At 42.4% G+C, this 23,369-nt stretch carries 19 protein-coding genes; 9 read left to right on the forward strand and 10 right to left on the reverse strand.

Annotation, left to right across the window (positions count from 1 at the left end; genetic code table 11):
* Positions 1 to 27: 27 nt before the first annotated feature.
* A complete protein-coding gene (locus ACEN9X_RS17955) occupies positions 28 to 1,062 on the reverse strand; it encodes an RluA family pseudouridine synthase (RefSeq protein ID WP_413666423.1) in 1,035 nt (344 codons plus the stop codon).
* Positions 1,063 to 1,137: 75 nt separating this feature from the next.
* On the opposite strand from ACEN9X_RS17955, the gene ACEN9X_RS17960 reads away from it, so the two are divergent.
* Positions 1,138 to 2,028: a 1-aminocyclopropane-1-carboxylate deaminase/D-cysteine desulfhydrase gene (locus ACEN9X_RS17960; RefSeq protein WP_413666424.1), complete on the forward strand. Its 891-nt coding sequence runs from the start codon at positions 1,138 to 1,140 to the stop codon at positions 2,026 to 2,028.
* 237 nt (positions 2,029 to 2,265) lie between these two features.
* Here the strand turns inward: ACEN9X_RS17960 and ACEN9X_RS17965 are convergent, their stop codons facing one another.
* Positions 2,266 to 4,305: a PAS domain S-box protein gene (locus tag ACEN9X_RS17965; protein ID WP_413666425.1), complete on the reverse strand. Its 2,040-nt coding sequence runs from the start codon at positions 4,303 to 4,305 to the stop codon at positions 2,266 to 2,268.
* 334 nt (positions 4,306 to 4,639) lie between these two features.
* Between ACEN9X_RS17965 and lat the strand changes: the two genes are divergently transcribed.
* Together lat and ACEN9X_RS17975 are read left to right on the forward strand one after the other, a co-directional pair.
* The gene (lat, locus tag ACEN9X_RS17970) at positions 4,640 to 5,971 is read left to right on the forward strand and encodes an L-lysine 6-transaminase (RefSeq protein WP_413666426.1); all 1,332 of its coding nucleotides are present in this window, start codon (positions 4,640 to 4,642) and stop codon (positions 5,969 to 5,971) included.
* 223 nt (positions 5,972 to 6,194) lie between these two features.
* A complete protein-coding gene (locus ACEN9X_RS17975; RefSeq protein WP_413666427.1) occupies positions 6,195 to 6,632 on the forward strand; it encodes a hypothetical protein in 438 nt (145 codons plus the stop codon).
* A 103-nt stretch (positions 6,633 to 6,735) separates the two neighbouring features.
* On the opposite strand, the gene bshB1 is transcribed toward ACEN9X_RS17975, so the two are convergent.
* From bshB1 to ACEN9X_RS17990, 3 genes are read right to left on the reverse strand one after another with little or no spacing between them, the layout of a single operon-like run.
* Positions 6,736 to 7,461, reverse strand: a complete 726-nt coding sequence (gene bshB1 / locus ACEN9X_RS17980) for a bacillithiol biosynthesis deacetylase BshB1 (RefSeq protein ID WP_413666428.1) — start codon at positions 7,459 to 7,461, stop codon at positions 6,736 to 6,738.
* A 13-nt stretch (positions 7,462 to 7,474) separates the two neighbouring features.
* The gene (locus tag ACEN9X_RS17985; protein ID WP_413666429.1) at positions 7,475 to 7,981 is read right to left on the reverse strand and encodes a glutathione peroxidase; all 507 of its coding nucleotides are present in this window, start codon (positions 7,979 to 7,981) and stop codon (positions 7,475 to 7,477) included.
* Between the two features lie 4 nt (positions 7,982 to 7,985).
* The gene (locus tag ACEN9X_RS17990) at positions 7,986 to 8,600 is read right to left on the reverse strand and encodes a DUF4294 domain-containing protein (RefSeq protein WP_274987065.1); all 615 of its coding nucleotides are present in this window, start codon (positions 8,598 to 8,600) and stop codon (positions 7,986 to 7,988) included.
* A gap of 109 nt (positions 8,601 to 8,709) precedes the next feature.
* On the opposite strand from ACEN9X_RS17990, the gene ACEN9X_RS17995 reads away from it, so the two are divergent.
* From ACEN9X_RS17995 to ACEN9X_RS18015, 5 genes are all read left to right on the forward strand, one after another.
* Positions 8,710 to 10,932: a RelA/SpoT family protein gene (locus tag ACEN9X_RS17995; RefSeq protein WP_091222197.1), complete on the forward strand. Its 2,223-nt coding sequence runs from the start codon at positions 8,710 to 8,712 to the stop codon at positions 10,930 to 10,932.
* Between the two features lie 134 nt (positions 10,933 to 11,066).
* Positions 11,067 to 11,534 carry a Fur family transcriptional regulator gene (locus ACEN9X_RS18000; protein ID WP_112567234.1) on the forward strand — a complete coding sequence of 156 codons (468 nt, stop codon included), beginning with the start codon at positions 11,067 to 11,069 and terminating at the stop codon, positions 11,532 to 11,534.
* A gap of 46 nt (positions 11,535 to 11,580) precedes the next feature.
* Complete coding sequence (locus tag ACEN9X_RS18005; RefSeq protein WP_413666430.1) at positions 11,581 to 12,858, forward strand: adenylosuccinate synthase; 1,278 nt, start codon at positions 11,581 to 11,583, stop codon at positions 12,856 to 12,858.
* 176 nt (positions 12,859 to 13,034) lie between these two features.
* Positions 13,035 to 14,297: an anthranilate synthase component I family protein gene (locus tag ACEN9X_RS18010; protein WP_413666431.1), complete on the forward strand. Its 1,263-nt coding sequence runs from the start codon at positions 13,035 to 13,037 to the stop codon at positions 14,295 to 14,297.
* 189 nt (positions 14,298 to 14,486) lie between these two features.
* Complete coding sequence (locus ACEN9X_RS18015; RefSeq protein WP_413666432.1) at positions 14,487 to 16,445, forward strand: M1 family metallopeptidase; 1,959 nt, start codon at positions 14,487 to 14,489, stop codon at positions 16,443 to 16,445.
* Positions 16,446 to 16,667: 222 nt separating this feature from the next.
* Here ACEN9X_RS18015 and fmt read toward each other — a convergent pair whose 3' ends face one another.
* Together fmt and ACEN9X_RS18025 are read right to left on the reverse strand one after the other, a co-directional pair.
* Entirely contained in the window at positions 16,668 to 17,585 is a 918-nt protein-coding gene (fmt, locus tag ACEN9X_RS18020) for a methionyl-tRNA formyltransferase (RefSeq protein WP_413666433.1), read from the reverse strand.
* A 33-nt stretch (positions 17,586 to 17,618) separates the two neighbouring features.
* Positions 17,619 to 18,860: an exo-beta-N-acetylmuramidase NamZ domain-containing protein gene (locus ACEN9X_RS18025; RefSeq protein ID WP_413666434.1), complete on the reverse strand. Its 1,242-nt coding sequence runs from the start codon at positions 18,858 to 18,860 to the stop codon at positions 17,619 to 17,621.
* Positions 18,861 to 19,015: 155 nt separating this feature from the next.
* On the opposite strand from ACEN9X_RS18025, the gene ACEN9X_RS18030 reads away from it, so the two are divergent.
* Positions 19,016 to 20,167 (forward strand): FtsX-like permease family protein, encoded by a 1,152-nt coding sequence (locus tag ACEN9X_RS18030; RefSeq protein WP_413666435.1) that lies wholly within the window; start codon positions 19,016 to 19,018, stop codon positions 20,165 to 20,167.
* 293 nt (positions 20,168 to 20,460) lie between these two features.
* On the opposite strand, the gene ACEN9X_RS18035 is transcribed toward ACEN9X_RS18030, so the two are convergent.
* From ACEN9X_RS18035 to ACEN9X_RS18045, 3 genes are read right to left on the reverse strand one after another with little or no spacing between them, the layout of a single operon-like run.
* The gene (locus tag ACEN9X_RS18035) at positions 20,461 to 21,213 is read right to left on the reverse strand and encodes a hypothetical protein (RefSeq protein ID WP_413666436.1); all 753 of its coding nucleotides are present in this window, start codon (positions 21,211 to 21,213) and stop codon (positions 20,461 to 20,463) included.
* Positions 21,210 to 22,742: a hypothetical protein gene (locus ACEN9X_RS18040; RefSeq protein WP_413666437.1), complete on the reverse strand. Its 1,533-nt coding sequence runs from the start codon at positions 22,740 to 22,742 to the stop codon at positions 21,210 to 21,212. The genes ACEN9X_RS18035 and ACEN9X_RS18040 overlap by 4 nt, the downstream gene beginning before the upstream one ends.
* On the reverse strand, positions 22,735 to 23,289 hold the full coding sequence (locus ACEN9X_RS18045) for an RNA polymerase sigma factor (RefSeq protein ID WP_413666438.1): 555 nt from the start codon (positions 23,287 to 23,289) through the stop codon (positions 22,735 to 22,737). Before ACEN9X_RS18045 ends, ACEN9X_RS18040 begins: the two co-directional genes overlap by 8 nt.
* Positions 23,290 to 23,369 lie beyond the last annotated feature (80 nt).

A 23,369-nucleotide genomic window follows, 5' to 3' on the forward strand; every position in this document is an offset into this window, starting at 1 on the left:
AAACTGGTTATCGGTATTAAACGTCTGTTACTTCGTATCGGTATCACTGTATTTTCGCCATTTTGTAAGTACTGCTTCAAAATCAGCAGGCAGAGGCGATTCAAAATGCACCTGTTTTTTTAATGTGGGGTGTAAAAAGCCCAGTGTTTGCGCATGCAGGGCCTGCCTTGGCATCAGCTCAAAACAGTTTTCAACAAACTGCTTGTACTTGCTGAACATGGTTCCTTTTAAAATTTTATCACCACCGTATGTAGCATCACTGAATAATGGGTGACCGATATGCCTCATATGCGCCCTGATCTGGTGGGTACGACCGGTTTCCAGCTGGCATTCTATCAACGTAACATAGCCCATTCGTTCCAATACTTTATAATGGGTTACCGACCATTTGCCTTTTTCGGGGTCATCGTATATCGACATTACCCTTCTGTCGGCCACACTACGGCCAATATAGCCCGTTACGGTGCCATCCTCAGGCAGATCGCCCCAAACTAAGGCTATGTATTTACGGGTGATGGTATGATCAAAAAATTGCTTAGCCAGCCAGTTCATGGCGCGCTCATTTTTGCTGATGAGCAGCAAGCCTGAGGTATCCTTGTCAATACGGTGCACAAGGCCCGGGCGGCCATCATTACCCGGCAGGGTTGGCAATTGCTGAAAATGATAAACAAGCGCGTTAACCAGTGTGCCTGTGTAATTGTTATAGCCGGGGTGTACCACCATGCCCGCTTCTTTATCAACAACCAGCACATCATCATCTTCATAAATGATATTGATGGGGATGTTTTCGGGGTAAACTTCTGTATCGCGGGGCGGGTGCGGTAATACTACCGAAATCACATCAAGCGGCTTTACTTTATAGCTTGCTTTGATGGTTTTATCGTTCACCAGTACATTACCCAGTTCAATAGCATTTTGAATGCGGTTGCGTGAGGCATTCTCTACGCGGTGCATCAAAAATTTGTCAATCCGCAAAAGCGACTGGCCCTTGTCAACCACTACGCGTAAGTGCTCGTACAAGTCCTGTTCTTCCTGCTCTATAAGTTCGGGTTCGTGTGCCATTTGAGGCGCAAAAGTAATCGTTTTTTGTGGTAGGTTAAACGTAATATTGCAATAGCATTAACGCCGTATTATTTTATGAACATTGATCTTGAAATTTTTAGCCCGGTACAGCAAATCAATAACCCTTTGTTTGATAGCTGCGGCGTAAAAGTTTTTATCAAGCGCGATGATCTTATCCACCCTATGATATCGGGCAATAAATGGCGTAAACTCAAATATGTACTTAAAAAAGCTCAAACCGAAGGGAAAACACATCTTGTAACTTTTGGCGGAGCCTACTCCAACCACCTGATGGCTACGGCTGCTGCGGCGGCGAAGTTTGGCTTTAAATCAACAGGGATTGTTCGTGGTGAGGAAGTTGATAATGATACCCTATTTTTATGCCGTCTGCATGGTATGAAATTGCAGTTTACTGATCGTGACAGCTATCGTGATAAACCAGCCCTGTTCAATCAATATTTCGGACATGATGAGCAAGCTTTTTTTATTGACGAAGGCGGGGCATCTGCCGAAGGGGCCAAAGGCTGCAGTGAACTGGTTAATGAACTCACCGAAACCTACGACCATATTTTTTGCGCCTGCGGTACAGGTACAACTGCGGCTGGTATCATTAACGGATTAAACAACCATCAGTTTAAAACAAAATTTAACGCGGTACCGGTATTTAAAAACGGTGGTTTTATTAGGGAAGAAATAGACCGTTTTTTAACCGCCCCGGCAAATTATGATATCCACACCGATTATCACTTTGGCGGATATGGTAAGGCAAATGATGCGCTTATCAGTTATATTAAACAATTTGTACCCGAAACAGGCATATTGATAGAGCCTGTTTATACCGGCAAAATGATGTATGCCTTGTATGACCTGATCGCCAAAGGGCGCTTTGAACCCGGCAGTAAGATCCTGGCAATTCACAGCGGGGGTATCTGGGGATTATTGGGGATGAAAGAAAAATTTAAATAACACTAATTACTCGAATGGGTTCGAATTTTCGCGAACGTGGTTAATTCGTGTAATTCGTTCTAATTGTTAGGTGTCATGCAAATCATTCGTGTTTACTGGGGATGAAAGAAAAGTTTAATTAGCACTAATTACGCGAATGGGTTCGAATTTTCTCGAATTGGAATTAGATAGTATTAATTACGCCAATGGGTTCGAATTTATACAAATCAGAATAATTCGCGTAATTCGTTTTAATTGTTAGGCATCATGCCGATCATTCGTGTTTATTGGGATCTCAAAGTAAAAGGTTGATCCTGCACCGTAGATACTTTCAACCCAAAGCCTGCCCTGGTGACGGTTAATTATTTCCTGTGATATGTATAAGCCTATCCCTAATCCCGACATATGGGAAGCTAAATTTTCAACCCGGTAAAAGCGCGAAAAAATACGTTCCAGTTGATCCGGCTGAATTCCGATACCAAAATCCTGTACCGATACCCTGAGTTTATTGTCGGTTACAACAGCTTCGATGATCACTTTATCCGCCTTAGGCGAGTACTTAATAGCGTTTGTTACCAGATTGATGATCACCTGCTCAATACGCTGGCTATCGGCGTGAATAATTAATTCCCGGGCAGGTAAATTTAAAATAAGTTGATGAGATGGGCCGGTTTGCTGTAAGATCTCCTTCAAATCGTTAATCAGCTTTATCACATCAAAATTAGCATAGGTAAAAGGAAGCTTACCGGTTTGAATTTTAGTAACATCAAGCAAATCCGATATCAGGGTGGTTAGTTTACCCACCTGTTCCAGCGCCCGGTTAGCAAGCACCTTGTTTTTATCATCGGGAGATAAATTGCGTGCTATGATCTGCAGGTATCCTTTGAGGCTGGTAACCGGGGTTTTTAATTCATGGCTTGCAAGGCCTATAAATTCGTCTTTTTTTTCATTAAGCTCTTTAATGTTTTCGTAAAGCTTGGCATTGTCAAGGGCTACCGCTGCCTGGGCTGCAACAGCTAAAACAAGATGTTCGTGTTCTTTGGTAAACCTGGCTGGTTGTTCATGTCCAAAAAATAAACCACCAATTACCTCGCCCGATTTACCTCTTACTGGCACAGCCAGGTAACTTATCACGGGCAGGTGCCCCTTGGGCTTGCCGAAATGTGGTGCATTCTTGCCGTAACGCGGATCTTTGGTAATATCATCAACCCTCACCGTTCCCTCTCCGCTAAAAGTGGGGTGAAAAACTGCAGTGTTGCGCGGCATTCCAAATTTTTCAAATGCCTCACGTGGTGCGCCCGAAAGTGTGAACAACGTATATGATTCGCCCTGCTCATTAACCAGGTTATGAAAAAAAGCGCCAAACTGCGCTCCGCACAACTGCGTAGTGGCATCAGTAACTTTTTGCAGGATGCTTTGAATATCCAGTTCGGCCGAAATAACCTGGCCTATTGAATTTAAAATCTCCAATCGTTCGGCATATTGCTGCAGTCTTTCTTCCGATTTTTTTTGCCTGCCTATATCACGTATTATTTTTGATGCTCCAATTACCTTGTTAGCCCTGTTCCTTATTGGGGATATGGTGAGCGAGATTTGTATTTCCTCGCCGCTTTTTGTTTTACGTATGGTTTCAAAATGTTCTATACGTTCGTTGGCCCGTATTTTACTAATGATTACTTCTTCTTCATCATAGCGGTCTTCAGGGATCAAAATGGTGATATGTTTGCCTATAATTTCATCTTCGGTATAACCAAATAAACGTTGTGCTGCATGGTTCCAACTGGTAATAATGCCATTGAGGTCTTTGCTTACAATGGCATCTTCAGATGATTCAATGATAGATGCCAGCATGCCTTGTTTTGCTTCGGCATTTTTTTGTTCGGTAATATCTATCAGTGTATTAGCGGCGCCCGTTAGTTCGCCTTTTTCATTAAAGCGGGGCTTAGGATTGGATAATATATTGCTTATACTTCCATCGGGGCGTTTTATAAGTATTTCCTGCTGCTTTATAGGCTTTCCGTATTTTAGCACTCTCCCGGCCGGTGTCTCGTCTGGTAATAATGGGGTACCGTCTGGATTAAATATCTCCCAGTTTACATACCATTTATCTATTTGCGGTTCGGGTGTTTTACCCCAAAGTTTTACCGCCGCCTTATTATAGGAGGTTATATAACCTTCCTTATTACAGGTATAAACAGCAACAGGCAGGTCCTCAAGCAAATCCCAGCTTGTAAGCTCACCGGAGTTTGGTGATGGGGCGGACATTGGCTTATTGGCAGATAATGGTTTCTCTCCCATAATTATTAATACACCCTTTGGTTGTATCCGCTACGAATTTAGTATTAAAATATTCAACCGGTGTCAAATTAATTAAAAAGAAAAATTTATTAAGGTATAACAGCATGAGTAAAGCTTATGCATCAAATGATTTTAGCTATAACCGGCAGAAAAAAGCAATTTTCACCTATCGTTTTTTACGAATGTTGTGGTTAAAACGGGTGTACCACTTTCAAGTTTGGTACAAAAAGTAACTTTAAACAATTTAAAGTTACTTTTTGGTCAATCGGTTCAAAAACCGCTTAAATTTTGATTTTAAGGGGTTTTTGTTAAATTTGTAATAAACCCAATTGATATGTACAACCTACTTGTTTCTCCGCAGGATGTCCAGGCTTCGCTTCAAAAGCATGTACTGGCCGATGGCTTCGACCTCACTTTTGATATGGAAAAAAGTAAGGGTGTTTATATTTATGACGCAAAATATAACCGCACGCTGCTTGACTTTTTTACCTGTTTTGCTTCCGTGCCTTTGGGCTACAATCATCCCAAAATGCTGAATGATGAAGAGTTTAAGAAAAACCTCATGCTTGCGGCTTTAACCAACCCATCAAATTCAGATATCTACACAACGCAATACGCCCAGTTTGTTGAAACGTTTGACAGAATAGGCATCCCGGAATATCTGCCGCACGCTTTTTTTATAGCAGGTGGTGCACTGGCTATTGAAAATGCGCTTAAAGTAGCGATGGATTGGAAAGTGCAGAAGAACTTTGCCAGGGGCTATACCAAAGAAAAAGGTTTTAAAGTATTGCATTTTGAGCACGCTTTTCATGGCCGCTCGGGTTATACCCTGAGCCTTACCAATACGCTGCCCAATAAAACCAAGTGGTTTGCCAAGTTTGACTGGCCCCGGGTATCGGTACCTTATATGAACTTCCCATACAGTGATGCTAACCACGAAGATTTGTTAAGAAGGGAACAATTATCGGTAGCACAGATCAGGAAGGCATTTGAAGATAATAAGGATGATATATGCGCCATAATAATTGAGCCGGTACAATCAGAAGGAGGTGATAACCATGTGCGTAGGGAGTTTTTAGAAAAACTGCGCGAGCTTGCCGATGAGTATGAAGCATTGCTGGTATATGATGAGGTGCAAACGGGCGTTGGTTTAACCGGCAAATTCTGGTGCCACGAACATTTTGGTGAAAAGGCCCGCCCCGATATTATTGCCTTTGGCAAAAAGATGCAGGTTTGCGGCATATTAGCCGGCCGGCGCATTGACGAGGTTGAAGATAATGTGTTTAAAGTATCATCGCGCATAAATTCAACCTGGGGCGGCAGCCTGGTTGATATGGTGCGCTCGTCTAAAATAATGGAAATTATTGAAGAGGACAACCTTTGTGATAACGCCGCGGTGATGGGAGAATACCTGCAAAATGGCTTAGGTGAAATTGCTGAACGCCATCCGGTTGTAAGTAATGTACGAGGAAAGGGACTGCTCACAGCTTTTGATTTTCCGGATAAAACAACAAGAGATAGTTTTATTAAAAAAGGTTTTGATAATAATATTATGTACCTTGGCTGCGGCGAAAGGAGCGTGCGTTTCCGCCCTGCGCTGATCATTGAAAAAAGTCATATTGATATAGGTTTAGAGATGCTTGAACAGATCTCAGCCACTTTTTAACAAAAAAGTAAAGAAAGTCAATCCCGGCTACAGCTAAATCCGGTCATGGAGCGGATAGAATTAACTAATATTTAATAAGGCAAAAACTGCATCTATTATTTGTAAAAAACAAAAGATATTAAAATACGCTACTTTTTTTCCAAAATACGCTATATTTTTTGTTATTATTCCAGTTAGATTTGTTGCAACCCTATTAAAGTGACGTAGTTCTATTTCAAGCACCATGAGCAAACACATAGAGAAATTAAAGAAACAACTGGTTGAAGTAGCCGAGGTTGTAAACTCATTCAAATCGGAGGCTGTGCAGGTCCGGATCATCGACCGTTTACTGGAAGTTATGATCGAATCGGAGAAAGTAGATGCCGAAGGTGTTGAAATGTTTGGTAAAAAAACAAGGAAATTACGTATTGAAGATGAAGGCGGAGTTATTTCGGGACGTAAGAAACCCGGTGCTACTAAAATACTTAATCAATTGTTAAATACCGATTTTTTTGATAGCCAGCGTTCTATTTCATCAATTGCCAACTATTGTAAAGAACAATACGACTCTGATTTTAAAACATCTGAGTTGTCGGGCATCCTCCTCAAATTAGCCAATGAAAATAAGCTAAGGAGAGAGAGAAGTAATGAAAATAATCGCTTTGAATATATTAGGGCATAAGTATCATTATACTTGCTTGCTTAAATAGAAAAGGAGCCTGAAAACCAGGCTCCTTTTCTATTTAATTGATTTTATGTATATGTAATTTATAGTTAATATAATATTATTTAAGATTAAATAAATTATCTACCCCTAAAATCTTTCTGCTGGTAAAACCTTCGGCATATTTTGCCTGGATACTTTTGCCAAACTCGCGTGCACGGCCGGTAACTATTTCAATAAAATCGGGCGTTGAAATATAGGTTTGCGGTTCGCCTTCCCAGCTTGGGTTATAAAACTGTGATCCGTAAGCATAGATACTTTCTATTTTTTTATCCCAGTGCTCTGTTACGTCAATTAATATATCAGGGGTTATATAATTATCCTGTATAAAATGCAATACCATATCCGGCCGCCATGCTTCTTGTGGCAGGCCATCAGCATCAAATGTTTCTATTTTGCGCAAACCTGCTAAAAATGCTGCAGCTTCTACAAGCTCATTGGCGCGGCCATGGTCGGGGTGGCGGTCATGGTATGCGTTGGTTATCACAATAGACGGGCGAAATTTCCGGATTGCTTCAATAACTTTTACCTGGTGCTCGCGGGTGTTTTCAAAAAAAGCATCGGGCAGACCAAGGTTTTCACGTACGGCTAAGCCCAATATTTCGGCAGCAGCAGCGGCTTCCTGTTTACGGATTTCGGCAGAGCCACGGGTGCCCAGCTCACCACGGGTAAGGTCAACAATACCAACCTTATAGCCAAGGGCAATATGTTTTAAAATTGTACCGGCACAACCTAATTCAGCATCATCGGGGTGTACAGATAAAACTAATATATCTAATTTAAGCATGCGCAAAAGTAATTCATTGGTCAGACGCCGCTGTCAGCAGGCGGTCAATCTTTCGCCTGATTTTTGATGAGTTGGGCTTAGTAAAAGGATAGTAAAAATCAACCACATGCCCCTCCTTATCTATCAAAAACTTGTGGAAGTTCCAGCGCGGAACCGAGCGCACATTTCCGTTCTCTTTTTTATCGGCAAAAAATTGATACAAGGGATCAGCGTAAGGGCCACGTACCCGTATCTTTTCAAATATGGGATAATTAGCGCCAAAGTTTTCGCAAAAAACAGCAATAGCTTCGCCATCCAAAGGTTCCTGGCCTCCAAAATCATTTGAGGGGAATGCGAGGATTTCAAAATCCTTGCCGGCAAGCCCGGCTTTTAAGGCTGCCAGTTCTTTTAACTGGGGTGTAAAGCCGCATTGCGATGCTGTATTTACAATTAAAAGAACTTTGTTTTTATATTCAGAAAGACTGATCTCTTCACCGTTTAACATTTTAACGTTAAACTGGTAAATACTTTTATTATCCATTAAACTAATTGCTGTATGAATTATACCCGGCCTGGTTTAATATGGCCTCGATATCCTTCTGTTCTTCCGGGTCGTAAGTTTCTTTGAGGTTATGACCAAATATGCTCGCTACCGACTGGAACATGAAAGCTTTAAAACCGCCCTTTAATTCTTTAACCATAGCAAAGCTGGTTTGCCCGGTTTCGCGGTCGATAAGCTTAATTAAAACCTCTCCCTGACTAATTGTCAGGTTCTTGATTTCCTTATTAAACAGGTTTTTTATTTCACCCTCACAGGTGCTTACTAATTCCTTTTGTTTTTTTCTGTCGGCAGTAACGGCAAGGTCTCGCTGTAACTGGCGGTATCTTTGCCCTGCAAAACGTGCATATGGCAGTACTTTCATTACATTGTAGCGCAAACGACGGTAATTTAGCCTGTCGGCTTCGCTTGCAAAAATACGGGTATCTACAATTCTAACCTCCGGCTCAACTATCCATGGTACAAGCTCACCGTCAAGGTTGGTCATGGCTGTTCTGATGGTATCATTTTTGCCAAGGGTTACAGGTGCAGGCGTAGCTGTTTGGGCCTTTGCAGCACCCATTAAGCAACATAACAGCAGCGTAAAACCAATAAATTTCATATTTTTACTTAATACAAAAATAATGTAATTTTTTTTGGTATTTTACTAATACCTGCAATAATATTTATTTGCTGCATGTTTATGATTGAATACCGCTAATACCCCGTACATGAAAGACTTAGTGATAGACCTGGAAGCCGAGAAGAACGAGATACTAAAAAGATACCGTGCTTTATTGCGTGCCTGTAAATCAACCCTGCAAAAGGGCGATAAACGCATGATACGCAAGGCATTTGATATGGCCCTTGAAAGCCATAAGGATATGCGCCGTAAAAGCGGTGAACCCTATATATACCATCCTATTGCTGTTGCCCAGATAGCCGCCGAAGAAATTGGCCTGGGCACCACCTCAATAGTGTGTGCCCTGCTGCATGATGTGGTTGAAGATACCAACATGACGCTTGATGAAATTGAGATGGAGTTTGGTAAAAAGGTTGCCAAAATTATTGATGGCCTTACCAAAATATCTGGTGTATTTGATACCAACAGCTCATTACAGGCCGAAAATTTCCGCAAAATGCTGCTTACCCTTGCCGATGATGTAAGGGTGATATTGATCAAGCTTGCCGACAGGCTGCATAATATGCGTACCATGGAATTTATGCCCAGGGACAAGCAGTTGAAATTATCGTCAGAAACGGTTTACCTGTATGCGCCGCTTGCCCATCGTTTGGGTTTGTACGCTATAAAATCTGAACTGGAGGATCTTTCCATGAAATACATGGAACGTGAAACCTACCAGTTCATCAAAAATAAACTGAACGAGAAAAAGGCCGAACGCGAGCGTTTTATCCGTGATTTTATTGAGCCTATCAATAAATCATTACAAAGTCAGGGGCTTGAGGCCGATACATTTGGCAGGCCTAAATCCATCCATTCCATCTGGAATAAGATGAAAAAGAAATCGATACCTTTTGAAGAGGTGTACGATCTTTTTGCTATCCGGATCATATTGGATAGTGCCCCCGAACATGAAAAGGCCGACTGCTGGAAAGCCTACTCGATAGTAACCGACCAGTACCGCCCAAATCCCGACAGGCTGCGCGACTGGATCTCATCGCCTAAAGCCAATGGTTATGAGTCATTGCATACCACGGTGATGGGTCCGCGCGGACAATGGGTTGAAGTGCAGATCCGCACCAAGCGTATGAATGAGATTGCCGAGAAAGGTTTTGCCGCACACTGGAAATACAAAGAGGCCAGTACAGACAGTGGTCTTGACCAATGGGTACACAAGGTGCGCGAGATGCTCAAAAACCCGGATACCAACGCGCTCGACTTTATCGACGACTTTAAGATGAACCTCTTCAGCGATGAGATTTTCATCTTTACCCCTAAAGGCGCCCTGATCCAGTTGCCGTTAAATGCCACAGCGCTCGATTTTGCCTTCGAGATCCATACCGATGTAGGTGCAAGTTGTATCGGCGCTAAAGTGAACCACAAACTGGTGCCGCTAAGTTATAAGCTGCAAAACGGTGACCAGGTGGAGATCATAACCTCAAGCAAGCAAACGCCTAAGGAAGACTGGCTTAACTTTGTGGTTACCGCCAAGGCTAAAGCCAAGATCAAATCGGCTTTAAAAGAGGAGAAGCGCAAAATTGCTGAAGATGGTAAGGAGATACTGGAGCGTAAAATGAAATCGCTCAAGATCACTTACAATTCCGAAAATCTGCAAAAGATCAGCTACTTCTTTAAGCTACAGGCCACCCAGGATCTTTTTTACAATGTTGCCAAAGGCATTATTGATATGAAGGACCTGAAAGAGTACCAGGCATCCGAAAAAGTAATTGATAACAAGCCGCAGGATAAAATTGACCAGGAACAGGTTCAAAATCTCATCAAAAATATCAAGGCTAAAGACAGTGATATACTGCTCATTGGCGAGGATATGCAGAAGATTGATTACAAGCTGGCCAATTGCTGCAATCCTATCCCCGGTGATGACGTATTTGGCTTTGTTACCGTGAGCGATGGTATAAAAATTCACCGTACCAATTGCCCTAATGCCGCCAAATTAATGGCCAACTACGGATACAGGATAGTAAAGGCCCGCTGGACAAACCAGCAGGAGCTTGCTTTCCTTACAGGCCTGCGTATTACCGGTATTGATGAGGTTGGATTAATCAACAAGCTTACCACCGTAATATCAAATGATTTTAAAATAAACATCAGATCTATAACAGTTGACAGCGATAATGGTATATTTGAAGGGTCGCTGATGTTATATGTTAACGACACCAGTCATTTGGACACCCTGATTAAAAACCTAAAACAAGTAAAAGGCGTTACAGCAGTTAACCGTTTTGATTCGGCTATCGAAAAAGCGTCGTGAAGTGAGTAGTTGATTGAGTTGATTAGGTGAGTAGTTGCTTTATGCAATGAAAGTCAACATAATCAACCATTCACATAATCAACCACTCACCACTTAACAAATTATTAATAACTTTGCCCCGTTAATACATCATTATGTCACAGCAGGATACCATACCAATGGTTAAAAAAATTTTTGAGGCTTACCTCGAAAATAAGAATCTCAGGAAAACCCCTGAACGTTTTGCTATACTCGAAGAGATATATTCCCGTACAGATCACTTTGATGTGGAGTCGTTGTATATCCACATGAAAAATAAAAAATACCGTGTTAGCCGTGCAACGGTTTACAACACGCTTGAGCTATTGGTTTCGTGCGATCTGGTTACTAAACACCAGTTTGGCAAAAACATGGCCCAGTTCGAAAAATCATACGGCTACAAACAGCATGACCACATCATCTGCATTGACTGTGGAAAAGTGGTTGAGTTTTGCGATCCCCGCATTCAGCAGATCCAGAGTATGATGGGCGATATATTGAAATTTGACATCAAACACCACTCTTTAAATCTTTATGGTAATTGTACCAAATTAAGAGAGGGTTTTTGTGACAGAAAAATTTAACTTTGCCCCCTTTCATAACACATATTCTTGAACTTACGATAAATTAATGGCTGTTGACGTATTATTAGGCCTCCAGTGGGGCGATGAAGGAAAAGGAAAAATTGTTGATGTGCTTAGTGCAGGTTATGACCTGATAGCACGTTTCCAGGGCGGGCCAAATGCTGGTCACACTTTGGAGTTCGACGGTAAAAAGTTTGTTTTAAACACCATTCCTTCAGGTATATTTTTTGAAAACACCATCAACCTTATCGGTAATGGTGTGGTGATTGATCCTATCACCCTGAAAAAAGAACTGGATAAATTAAAAGACGCCGGGCATGACCTGCTGGCAAAAAAGAACCTTTTAATTGCTAAAAAAGCTCACCTGATATTACCAACACACCAATTGCTTGATGCAGCCAACGAAAAAAAGATGGGCGAAGGCAAAATTGGTTCAACCTTAAAAGGTATCGGTCCAACGTATATGGATAAAACCGGTCGTAACGGTTTACGTATCGGTGATATCACCCTGCCCGATTTTAAAGAGCGTTATCAGAAACTGGTTGATAAACACGTATCTATGCTGCAACAGCTTTACGGTGAAGTAGCTGATTTTTCAGAACGCGAAGCATTATTTTTCGAAGCGCTTGACGTGTTGCGTCAGTTCCCGCTGGTTGATTCTGAACATTTGGTTAACAGTTATATTAAAGATGGCAAAAAGATATTAGCCGAAGGTGCTCAGGGCGCTATGCTTGATATCGACTTTGGTTCATATCCGTTTGTAACTTCATCAAATACTACCGCTGCAGGTGCTTGTACCGGTTTAGGTATTGCCCCCCAGCAAATTGGTGAAGTGATCGGTATTTTTAAAGCTTACTGTACCCGTGTAGGCGGTGGTCCGTTCCCAACCGAACTGGAAAACGAAACCGGTGAAGAATTACGTAAAGTAGGTCATGAATTTGGCGCAACTACAGGCAGGCCACGCCGTACCGGCTGGATCGATCTTCCCGCTTTAAAATATGCTATCATGCTTAACGGCGTTACCCAACTGGTAATGACCAAGGCTGACGTTTTGAGCGGTTTTGAAAAGATTTATGCTGCTACTCACTACAACTATTTAGGAGAGCAGATTGATTACATGCCTTACGATATCTGCTCGGTAAAACCTGAGCCGGTATACAAGGAAATTGAGGGCTGGAACGAAGACCTGACAGGTATTACTGAATTATCTGAGATCCCGGCAAAATTGCAATCATACATTGATTACCTTGAAGCTGAACTTGGCGTACCTGTAAAATATTTATCAGTGGGGCCAGACAGGAAGCAGACTTTAACGTTGCATTAATAATAATGTTTTCCGTGGAGACACGGAAAACTGGACGATAATAAGAGGCCGGATAATACCGGCCTTTTTCATTTACCTCAACCTCACCGTTTCGTGTCTCCACGAAACGAAACCGCCAATACAAATCGATTAACATTAAACCAATCTAATTTCATTTACTTGGTTATTTTTGCAGGGTGATAATACAGGTTAATGATCTGCCGGGATTCAGGGAAAAAGCGTTGCAATGGGCTGCAACTTTTGAAACACTGTGTTACCTTGATTCGAATGGATTTAATGATCCCTATTCCAGGTTTGATACATTGATAGCGACCGGTTCCCATGCCGAACTTACTGCAAATGCAGGTAACGCTTTTGATAGCCTTGACGAGTTTAGGAAAAACAACCCTGGCTGGATGGTGGGTTTCCTGGGTTATGATCTTAAAAATGAAATAGAAGCGCTTACATCTGCTAATCACGATGGTTTAAAATTCCCTGATCTGCATTTCTTTGTTCCCGAACATCTTATTTTGATAAAAGAAGATAAGGTAGAGATCATCTCAGATAACCCCGAACTGCTTATAAAAGCAATAAATGAGAGGAGTTTAGTCAGGTCTGCCCAGCCATCTGTTATCAATCTAAAACCACGCTTTAGCAGACAGGAATACATTGATACGGTAAACAGGATAAAAGAGCACATCACCCGTGGCGATATTTATGTAACCAACTTTTGCCAGGAGTTTTTTGCAGAGGATGTAGCCCTTGAGCCGCTGGAGATTTTCACAAAGCTGAACGAAGTTTCGCCTAATCCATTCTCTACGTTTTTCAAATGGAACGGTAATTATATTCTTGGCGCGTCGCCCGAACGCTTTTTGGCAAAGAGGGGAAGTAAGCTTATATCGCAACCCATAAAAGGAACTGCCAAAAGACTTGACGATATTAATGCCGATGAGCAAGCTAAACAAACCCTGCGCAACCATCCTAAGGAGTTACAGGAGAATGTAATGGTGGTCGACCTCGTGCGCAACGATCTTACCCGATCGGCTAAACCCGGTACGGTAAAAACCGAAGAACTGTTTGGCATTTACAGTTTTAAGCAGGTACATCAAATGATCTCTACCGTAGTTTGCGAAATACAGGAAGGCCTTTCAAATGTGCAGGCTATCAAAAATACCTTCCCGATGGGCAGCATGACCGGTGCCCCTAAAGTAAGTTGCATGCAGCTGATGGAGCAATATGAGCGTAGCAAGCGTGGTGTATATTCCGGTGCTATAGGCTATTTTAGTTCGGATGATGATTTTGATTTTAACGTAGTTATTCGCTCATTACTTTATAATTCTGCTAACAATTACCTTTCGTTCCATGCCGGAGGAGCCATTACTTACCACGCAATTGCCGAAAATGAGTATGAAGAATGTTTGTTGAAAGCTGCTGCGGTGATGCAGGTTTTGGGAGGATAGCAGTTTTCTCTGTAGAGACGCATCACATGCGTCTTTCGCATGCAGACTACGAATAGATTAATTGCCTAATAATGCTTGTCCTATGGGAGACGCATGTGATGCGCCTCTACAAAAGGCACTTTACAGATCATCAATTTTCATTATATTGAGCAGTGGAATTTTTAAACACTTGCTCTTTTAATTGTCATTATGTCAAAACCCCTACAAAACATAAAACTGATCCTCGTTACCCTGTTGTTATTTATTAGCGGCCTAACCCTTGCCCAAACAAAATACCGCCCTTCTGATCTGTTCCCCGCGCAACCGTTATTACCTCCGGGCAATTCATACCGTGCAGCCATCGGCGAACCAGGCCCTGCTTACTGGCAAAACAAGGCCGATTATGCAATTGACGTAGCGCTTGATGATAAAACCAATGTAATTACCGCTACTGCAACCATTACTTATACCAATAATAGCCCCAAAGCCCTTTCAGCGTTGTGGCTGCAGTTGGAGCAAAATGTGTTTAAAAAAGATTCGCGGGGCATCCAATCCAAATTATTCCTTTACCAGGATCCTGAAAAAAATACTCCCGACGGCGGGTACCAGATAGAAGGCGTGCAGCTTGCAGGCAACAAAGGAGGAAATATTAAATATCATATTTACGATACCCGGATGCAGCTTGAGCTGGCGCAGCCACTTTTAAGCGGACAGGCCATCAGTTTCAGTATCCGCTATTGGTACAACTTCCCGGTAAATTATAAAAATGCCGACTTCCTGGTTAACCGTACCGATATCCTACCTACAAAAAATGGCAATATTTATGCAGTTGCGCAATGGTACCCGCGGATGTGTGTATTAGATGATGTAGAAGGATGGAACACGCTGCCATATTTGGGTAATGGTGAATTTTACCTGGAGTATGGTAATTTCAGGGTTAACATCACGGTGCCATCGGGCCTTATTGTTGAAAGCTCCGGCGATCTGCTTAATCCTGAGGAGGTACTAACACCAACCGCGCTGAAGCGTTGGCAGGCCGCTAAACAAAGTGATGTGCCGGTGCAGATTAGATCGGCAAAAGAAGTAACCGATCCATCGTCACGACCTGCAAAGACTACCTGCACCTGGAAATTTAAACTGGATAATGCAAGGGATTTTGCCTGGACTGCCTCACGGTCGTTTGTTTGGGAAATGGAAAGCTTTAACCTTTTTAATGGTAAAAGGGTTACAGGCAGTTCGTTGTACCCTATAGAATCAGAGAAGCAAAACAGTTGGAAACGTTCATCTGAATATATCAAATTTACCTTGCAGCACTTTTCAGAAAAGTGGTTTCCTTATCCTTACAATAAAGCGGTTAACGTAGCCTCAAATTTAGATGGAATGGAGTACCCCGGTATGGTTTTTTGCTCGGCGAAAGATACCGGCAATATGTATTTTGCTGTGGTAAACCATGAGTTGGGGCATACCTGGTTCCCGATGGTAGTAGGTAGCAATGAACGTAAGTACGCCTGGATGGATGAGGGCTTCAATATGTTTATTGATAAAATAGCTGTCAAAGCTTTTAACAAAAGCGAGTTTATAGGCTATGTTGAGATCGATAGCCCGCTCGATTCCTTGTTTTCGGAAAAGCTGCTGCCTATTGTTACCCGCCCCGACGCTTTGCCGGGCAACCAGGTATATCCGCTGCAGTATCAAAAAGTGGCTTATTCCCTTGCCCTTTTACGTAATCAGATTTTAGGCCCGGAGCGTTTTGACCGCGCTTTCAGAAAGTACATCCGTGACTGGGCATATAAACACCCAACACCCTGGGACTTTTTCAGAAGCATAGATAGTTCGGCAGGGGAGGATTTAACCTGGTTCTGGAAATCTATGTTTCTCGAAAATTATCGCCTCGATCAAAAGATAACCAAAGTAGAAAGCTCGACAATTACTCAACCTGCTATCACGATTGAAAACATGGAAAAAGCAGCTATGCCTTTGATCGTTGAGATAACCTATACCGACGGCTCAAAGGAGCATCGCGAATTTCCGGTAGAGATTTGGGAGTATAGCAATGTCTATACTTTTACCGGTGATAAAAAAGCGGCTGTCGCTAAAGTTATTATCGATCCGGACAAGATCTATCCGGATGTGGATAGGAGCAATAATGGTTACGAGGTGAAGAAATAGACTATTTAGTACCATAAAATGTCATTTCGATAGAGCGTGCGGGGAAATATGCGTTGGGGCGAAAGAGAAATCTTATACGCCCTGCATAACGTTATTGCGGCGCGTACAAGATTTCTCCTCGTTCCTCGTCGAAATGACAGAGGGTCTCATGAGGCTATCGACTACAACTTTTTGTCCCATCAGGGTCTCGCGCAGAGACCCTGATGTTCTGCGAGAATGTTCTTACAACTTCACACCCCTCAAAAAGTCTTCAATACCCATACGTTTCTTACCTTCTAACTGAATATCTTTTAATAATACAAAACCATCTTTAGCGGCAAATTTCAAATAGGTTTTATTGTCAGTTAAAAAGCCGCCTGGTTTTATAGCCGGTTCCGATAGCTGATATTCAGAAGCATAAATTTTCAAATTTTTGCCATTAAGCTCGGTATACGCAGTTGGCACCGGGCTCAAACCTCGAATTTTGTTATAAATTGACAAGGCAGGTTGTGTCCAGTCTATCTTGCAATCATCCTTAAAAATCTTTGGTGCGTGCCTCAGCTCTGTCCCTTCGACAAGTTGTGATTGCGGATGCTCGTTGTAACGGCCGCTTTCAACAGCTTTTACTGTTTTTACCAATAAGCCGGCACCTTTATTCATAAGGCGATCGTGCAGTTCACCGGCATCTTCATGGCCGGTAAGTGTTATTTTTTCGGTAAACAGGATGTTACCGGTGTCAATGTCATGCTTTAAAAAGAAAGTAGTCACGCCGCTTTCTTTTTCGCCATTGATAAGCGCCCAGTTGATGGGAGCCGCCCCGCGGTATTGCGGTAACAGCGATGCGTGTAAATTTATGGTGCCTTTAGACGGCATGTTCCAAACAGCTTCGGGCAGCATCCTGAAGGCTACTACCACCTGCAAATCGGCTTTTAATGCTTTAAGCTCGGTAATAAAGTCTTCGTTTTTAAGTTTTTCGGGTTGAAGCACTTTTAATCCGTTAGCTACAGCATACTGCTTAACGGCCGATTCGCTGACTTTTTGTCCCCGCCCGGCCGGTTTATCGGGTGCTGTAATAACAGCAACAATATCACTGCCTGCTTTAATCAAAGCATCTAACGAGGCAACGGCAAACTGGGGGGTACCCATAAATATAATTCTCATAGTATGTTTAGGTATTAGATGTGCTTTATTTGGTTATTCGTATAGTAAATATTTTTTGCGTGTGGCTTTAAATGCGGTGAGGCCCGGCTGCCAGCTGGCGCGGATCTCTTCTTCAGTTTTGCCCGTTTCAATTTGTTTCCTTAACTCGGCTGTGCCGGCCAGCTTTATGAAATAAGCATTAAAGAAATGATCCTTATCGGGGAAAGCATTATATAACTCTAAGAGCCATTTCAGGTTAATGGAGCCCATGCCGGTGATATCATTTGGCGAAATATTTTGCAGATCGATACCAAAGCATTCCTGGTCTTTTTGAGGCGGGTTTTCGCTCATACCGGGGATGCTTTTAGGCGTGAATGAAAAACTATACTTTCCTTTTAGTTCGGGATGCCCCAAAACCGCAAAGGGAACAAGTGTGCCCCTGCCCAAACTAAAAGTAGTACCCTCAAACAGACAGGTACTTGGGTATAATAAAATTGATATGGGGGTATTTAAGTTTGGCGACGGGTTTACCGGCAGGGTATAAGGCAAATCATGTTTGTAATTAGCCACTTTAATGATCTTTAGTTTGCACTTAACCCCGTTTTTTAACCAGCCTTCGCCGTTTATCATCTGAGCATATTCGGCAATGGTCATGCCGTGGGCAATGGGGATGGGGTGCATGCCCACAAACGAACGGTTAACAGTATCCAGGATAGGCCCGTCAATCAAATATCCGTTTGGATTAGGGCGGTCAAATATCATGAGCTCTACATTATTTTCGGCGCAGGCCTCCATTACGTAGTGAAGGGTTGATATATACGTGTAAAAACGAACGCCAACATCCTGGATATCAAATATCATCAGGTCGATGCCTTTCAAATCGGCAGGTGTTGGTTTGTAGTGTTTGTTGCCGTACAGCGATATTACGGGCAGGCCGGTTTTGGGATCTTTTGCATCACCAACAGTTGCGCCATTACTGGCATTACCCCTAAAGCCATGCTCGGGGCCAAAGATCTTTTTTACATTCACTCCCGAATGCACCAAACTATCTACACTGGCAGTTAAATTTTTACCAATAACAGAAGTTTGATTAATCACCATCCCGATATTTTTTCCCTTAAGATAATTAATATAAAGCGGAATTTGATCGGCTCCGGGAATAATAGGGCCATTTTTTATGTTTTTAGATGCGGATGCTGTTTTGCAGCTTTTGCAATTGCTTGCCTGGCTGCATGCGGTGTTTGCAAGTAAAACTGTTATGAGGGCAAATCGTAAAAAAGCACAAATCTTATTCATAAAATATTGAGTTGAAACAATTTTAAAAGTAGCAGGTTTAACAGCAAAACCGCATATTTGCGAAGGTACAAAAAATCAGTTTGCCATTGAGTTTCGCCTCCTTTATATCAGCCCGCATAACATTTAAATCAAAACGCACCTTTTCAAAGCTGATAGTGCGTATTGCAATTATAGGCATTATGCTTGGCCTGGGTGTAATGATACTGTCCCTTGCTATCGTTAAAGGATTTAAACACGAAATCCGCAACAAAGTTCGCGGCTTTGCCGGCGATATTCGCGTGGTTAAGTTTGATCTCAATAACTCTTACCAAAGCTCTTCCTTTGCTGCCGACAGTGATTTTGTTAAGCGGGCGCTTAAAAGCCCTTTTATTACTCATGTGATGCCGGTAGCTACCAAGCCGGGTATTGTTAAGGCTAATAATGAAATTGAAGGTGTGGTACTTAAAGGCGTTGACAAAAGCTACGACTGGGGCTACTTTAAAAAAATGATGGTTGCCGGCGATGTGATCAGCTTTGCCGATTCTGTTGAGGCACAAAAGGAGATCATGATCTCGCAAACAACGGCCGACAGGCTTAAGCTTAAGGTAGGGGATAAGCTGCTGATGTATTTTGTACAGGAGCCGCTTCGTAAACGTCAGTTTAAAATTAAAGGGATTTTCAACATCGGCGTTGAAGAAGTTGATAAAACCTTTGTTATTGGAGCGTTATCACTCATTAACCGCCTTAATGACTGGAAGCCAAACGAGATAGGCCAATATGAACTCCGCGTTTCTGACTTTGAGCATATCAATGAAGCTGCCAATGCGCTTGATGATGTTTTACCGGTAAAGCTGAAAGAATACACTATTGAAGAAGATTACCCTACTATATTTGAATGGCTTAACCTCTTGGATGTAAATTCGGTAGTGATGCTGGTATTGATGGTAGCTGTTGCTGTTATTAATATGATATCGGCACTGCTGATCATGATCCTTGAGCGTACCGCCATGATTGGTATGTTCAAAGCCATGGGCGCATCTAATTGGGCCATCCGCAAAGTTTTCCTGATCAACGCTACTTACCTGATAGGTTTAGGACTTTTGCTGGGTAATTTGCTTGGGATAGGCCTCGGGTATTTTCAAATGTATACCCATTTCTTTAAACTCGACCAGGCATCGTATTATATGACCTTTGTACCTGTTGAGTTTAGTCTCTTTGATATTGTTGTCCTGAATATTGGCACACTGATCATTTGCCTGTTGGTACTTATAATTCCATCAACATTGGTAAGCAGGATCTCGCCGGTGAAGGCTATTCAATTTAAGTAAAGCAGTTGTTATTAATTAACTTATAATCAAATAGTTGCGGGTGGGTCCTGTTTTAAGTAGCTGGGTGTACACATCTTTTAAGCAAAAGAAAATGTCATTTCGATTGAGCAGGTTGGGGCTGGGAGGTCGGGCGAAAGAGAAATCTTATACGTCATGCAGAGCCGTTTGCAAGGTTTAGAGCAGGACGTATAAGATTTCTCCTCACCGCGCCCGCACATTCCCAAACCGGTTCGTCGAAATGACATTCGGTTTTATTGATATTAATTTGCGATGATGAGTACACCGAGAAGCTATTAAAGCAACCGGTAGCTCAACCCCAGCCTGAAATACTCGCTATGCGCATTAAATGATGCGTCACCTACCATATCTTTCATGTAATTGGTCAATCCGTGGGCAAAGCTGGCGTTTAAGCCATAACGGCCATAACTGGCTACGGTACCGAGGCGTAACCGAACATCAGTTGGGGCTTTGCTTCTTTTATAATCAACTTTATAAATTTTGCCGTCTTTATCTTTCACTTCGCCTTTATCACGGCTATCCAGTATCAGACCGAGGTCCATCCCCGGCAAAATATCAAGTTTAACTTTATTAAGTTGAAAGCGATAGCCTATATACGGGTTAAGGTTGATACTCTGGTTTTGGAAAGCAATATGACCGGTTACTGCAAAACTGGGATCATTTGCAGTTATAGGTAAGTAGTCACCGTACAAGACAGTTGTAATCGGTGTATATTTATCTACATTAACTTTACTTCGTAGTAATTCATAAGCTCCCTGCAAGCCAACAATAAACCCGCCTTTTGATATCGTTTGAATCTGTACGCTTCCGCCGTAACTGAACCCATTTTTATTTCCGTATGGATTATTGGCTCGGTTCATCGGATCGCCGGTGATGGATCCCTGTAATACTTGCGTAGTAGCCGATGTTGATTTGCCCGCAAAATGAAACAAACCGGTATTGGCCTGTACAGATACTTCTAATTTTTGGGCGCAGAGCTGCAACCCGCTAAGCATTAACGGGGCAAGGATAAGGAGGTACTTTTTCATTTTTTATGTGTTGTAAAGTTTAGTTTCAGGTTTAAACCGCCTGCTCCAAATTTTATCTGCTGTGAGCCAAGGCCGTCGAGCGGGTATTTTAAAAATGGTTCGATAATTATCCTGTTGCTTTTACCCAGTGGATAGCCAACACCAAATGCCACGTTCAACGTTTTGGCAAAATAAAAGCTGTTGAAGCTTTTGTGCGTTGTTTCGTCGGATGTTTGTGCCTGTACACCGGCAGCCTGTGCCAGTCCCGGGTAGCTGTAACTTGCTGTGTAGGCCTCATTAATAAATGTGCCCGAACTTAAACCTGCAGAAATATAAGTGTCATTTTTTTGCCGGTTAAATTCATATTTAAGGTTAACCGGGATATCAAGACCTATCAGGTTAGCATTGTAGTTTTTGAATGAAGGGCTCGATGATACTTTATTAAAATCAGCCGCCACACTGTAAGTGGTGCTTAACGATGGTGAAAAGGACACTGCTGCAGCTCCATTTGAGGGCTGGTTTTTATTATAATTAAGTGTGTTTTGGGCTAAAGCTAAACCTGTTGAAAGTTTAAGGTTTTTGCTCAGTTTAATATCAGTGGTGAAGCCGGCACCAGCATTTACCTGGTTTTGGCTGCCTTTGGCATAGTTGAAGAATGTTGCCGCATAAACGCTGAACCTTACCCTGCGGTCGTCTGTTTCCATATCAGGTTTTTTAGGCTGATCATGATCACTGGCCAGCAGCGCTTCCATGGAGTTGGCTTTCGGTTTAACTTTCACTACCGACGGCGTAGTATTGGCCGGAGCAGTTTTAGCCGGATTGGCATTAACCGGCGGCTGTACAGCAGGATTATTAGCGTACTGTTGCGTATTATCTTGCGGCAACACGGATTTAACGCTATCGGCTTTTTTACCGGGTACTGCAGTTGTAACATTATTATTTGCCGGTTGAGCAACCGGAGCAGGGGCTTTTGCGATGCCATTAACCGGGTTAGTATTTACTGCAGGTACCGGAATATGTGTAAATACAGGGGCGGCTGTTACCGGTTGATTTGCAACAGCATTAGCTACCGGTTTGTTTAAAGAGGTATTGTTTGCAAAAGTATTTGGTTTGCCTGTTGGTGCAATACCGGGAGCAACAGGTTTTGTAGCCGAAGATTGTGTACTATTATTGTTTGCAAGGTTAGTTGCGTTTGCCGCAGGTGATTGTTTAGTTGTGGCAGGTTGTTGTACAGGTGCAACATTTTGAGTTGCACTATCCAATGCTGTGTTGGTTTTAGGCAACGCAGGTTTTACCGGTTTGGCCGAAAATGTTTGGCCGTCATTATTTACATTGTTTTTATTCGATGCTATCCACAAACCTATACTTAAAAACAGCAACAGCACAGCAGCGGCGCTTGCCCACCATAGATAAACCGGGCGGCGCTGTTTTTCCTCCACAGGGAATTTCTCCCTGAGCAGCAGCCAGCCTTCATCAGCAGTAGTGTCCTCGTAATTATCAAACACTTCCCTGATGCGGTCTCTTAAGTCGTTATCCAACTGATCATCCATGGTTTTGTGCTTCTTTTCTTAATATAGTCCTTAATCTTTCTTTTGCCCTGCTCAGGTAAACACGTGATGAGCTTACCGGGATGCCGAGCGTTGTGGCTATTTCGTCATGATCATAGCCGTCTATCTCATACATGTTAAAAATGGTTCGTTGTATGGTTGGGAGCTCAACCATCAGCTTTAAAATATCCTGTGCATTTAAATTATCAACCGGCCCCATATTACTCCTGATGGGGGCGGCATTATCCAATTCAACATTAAGCTGGAATTTAAGGTCTTTACGCCGTCGGTCGATGGCTGTGTTAACCAAAATGGTGCGGAGCCAGGCTTTGAATGGCTTATCGATATTGTAGCCGCCAATAGCGTTAAACACTTTTATAAAAGCGTCATTTATAGCTTCAAGGGCATCGTCGCGGTTTAAACTGTAACGCAAACTTATACCCATAGCATAGCCATAGAACTGTTTATACAGCAGTTCCTGATGTTTTAAGCTGCCTTGTTTGCATTGCCTTATGATCTCTTCTTCGGTAATGCGAGGGGGTGGATGCATTAAATGTATAGTTCCGCTAAATGTTGTTTTAAAAGCCCTTACGCAGTAAAAGATTTAAACGATACAAAATAATAAAAAAA

Origin of the sequence: Mucilaginibacter sp. Mucisp86 (genome assembly GCF_047324315.1) — a bacterium.
Taxonomy (GTDB): Bacteria; Bacteroidota; Bacteroidia; order Sphingobacteriales; family Sphingobacteriaceae; genus Mucilaginibacter.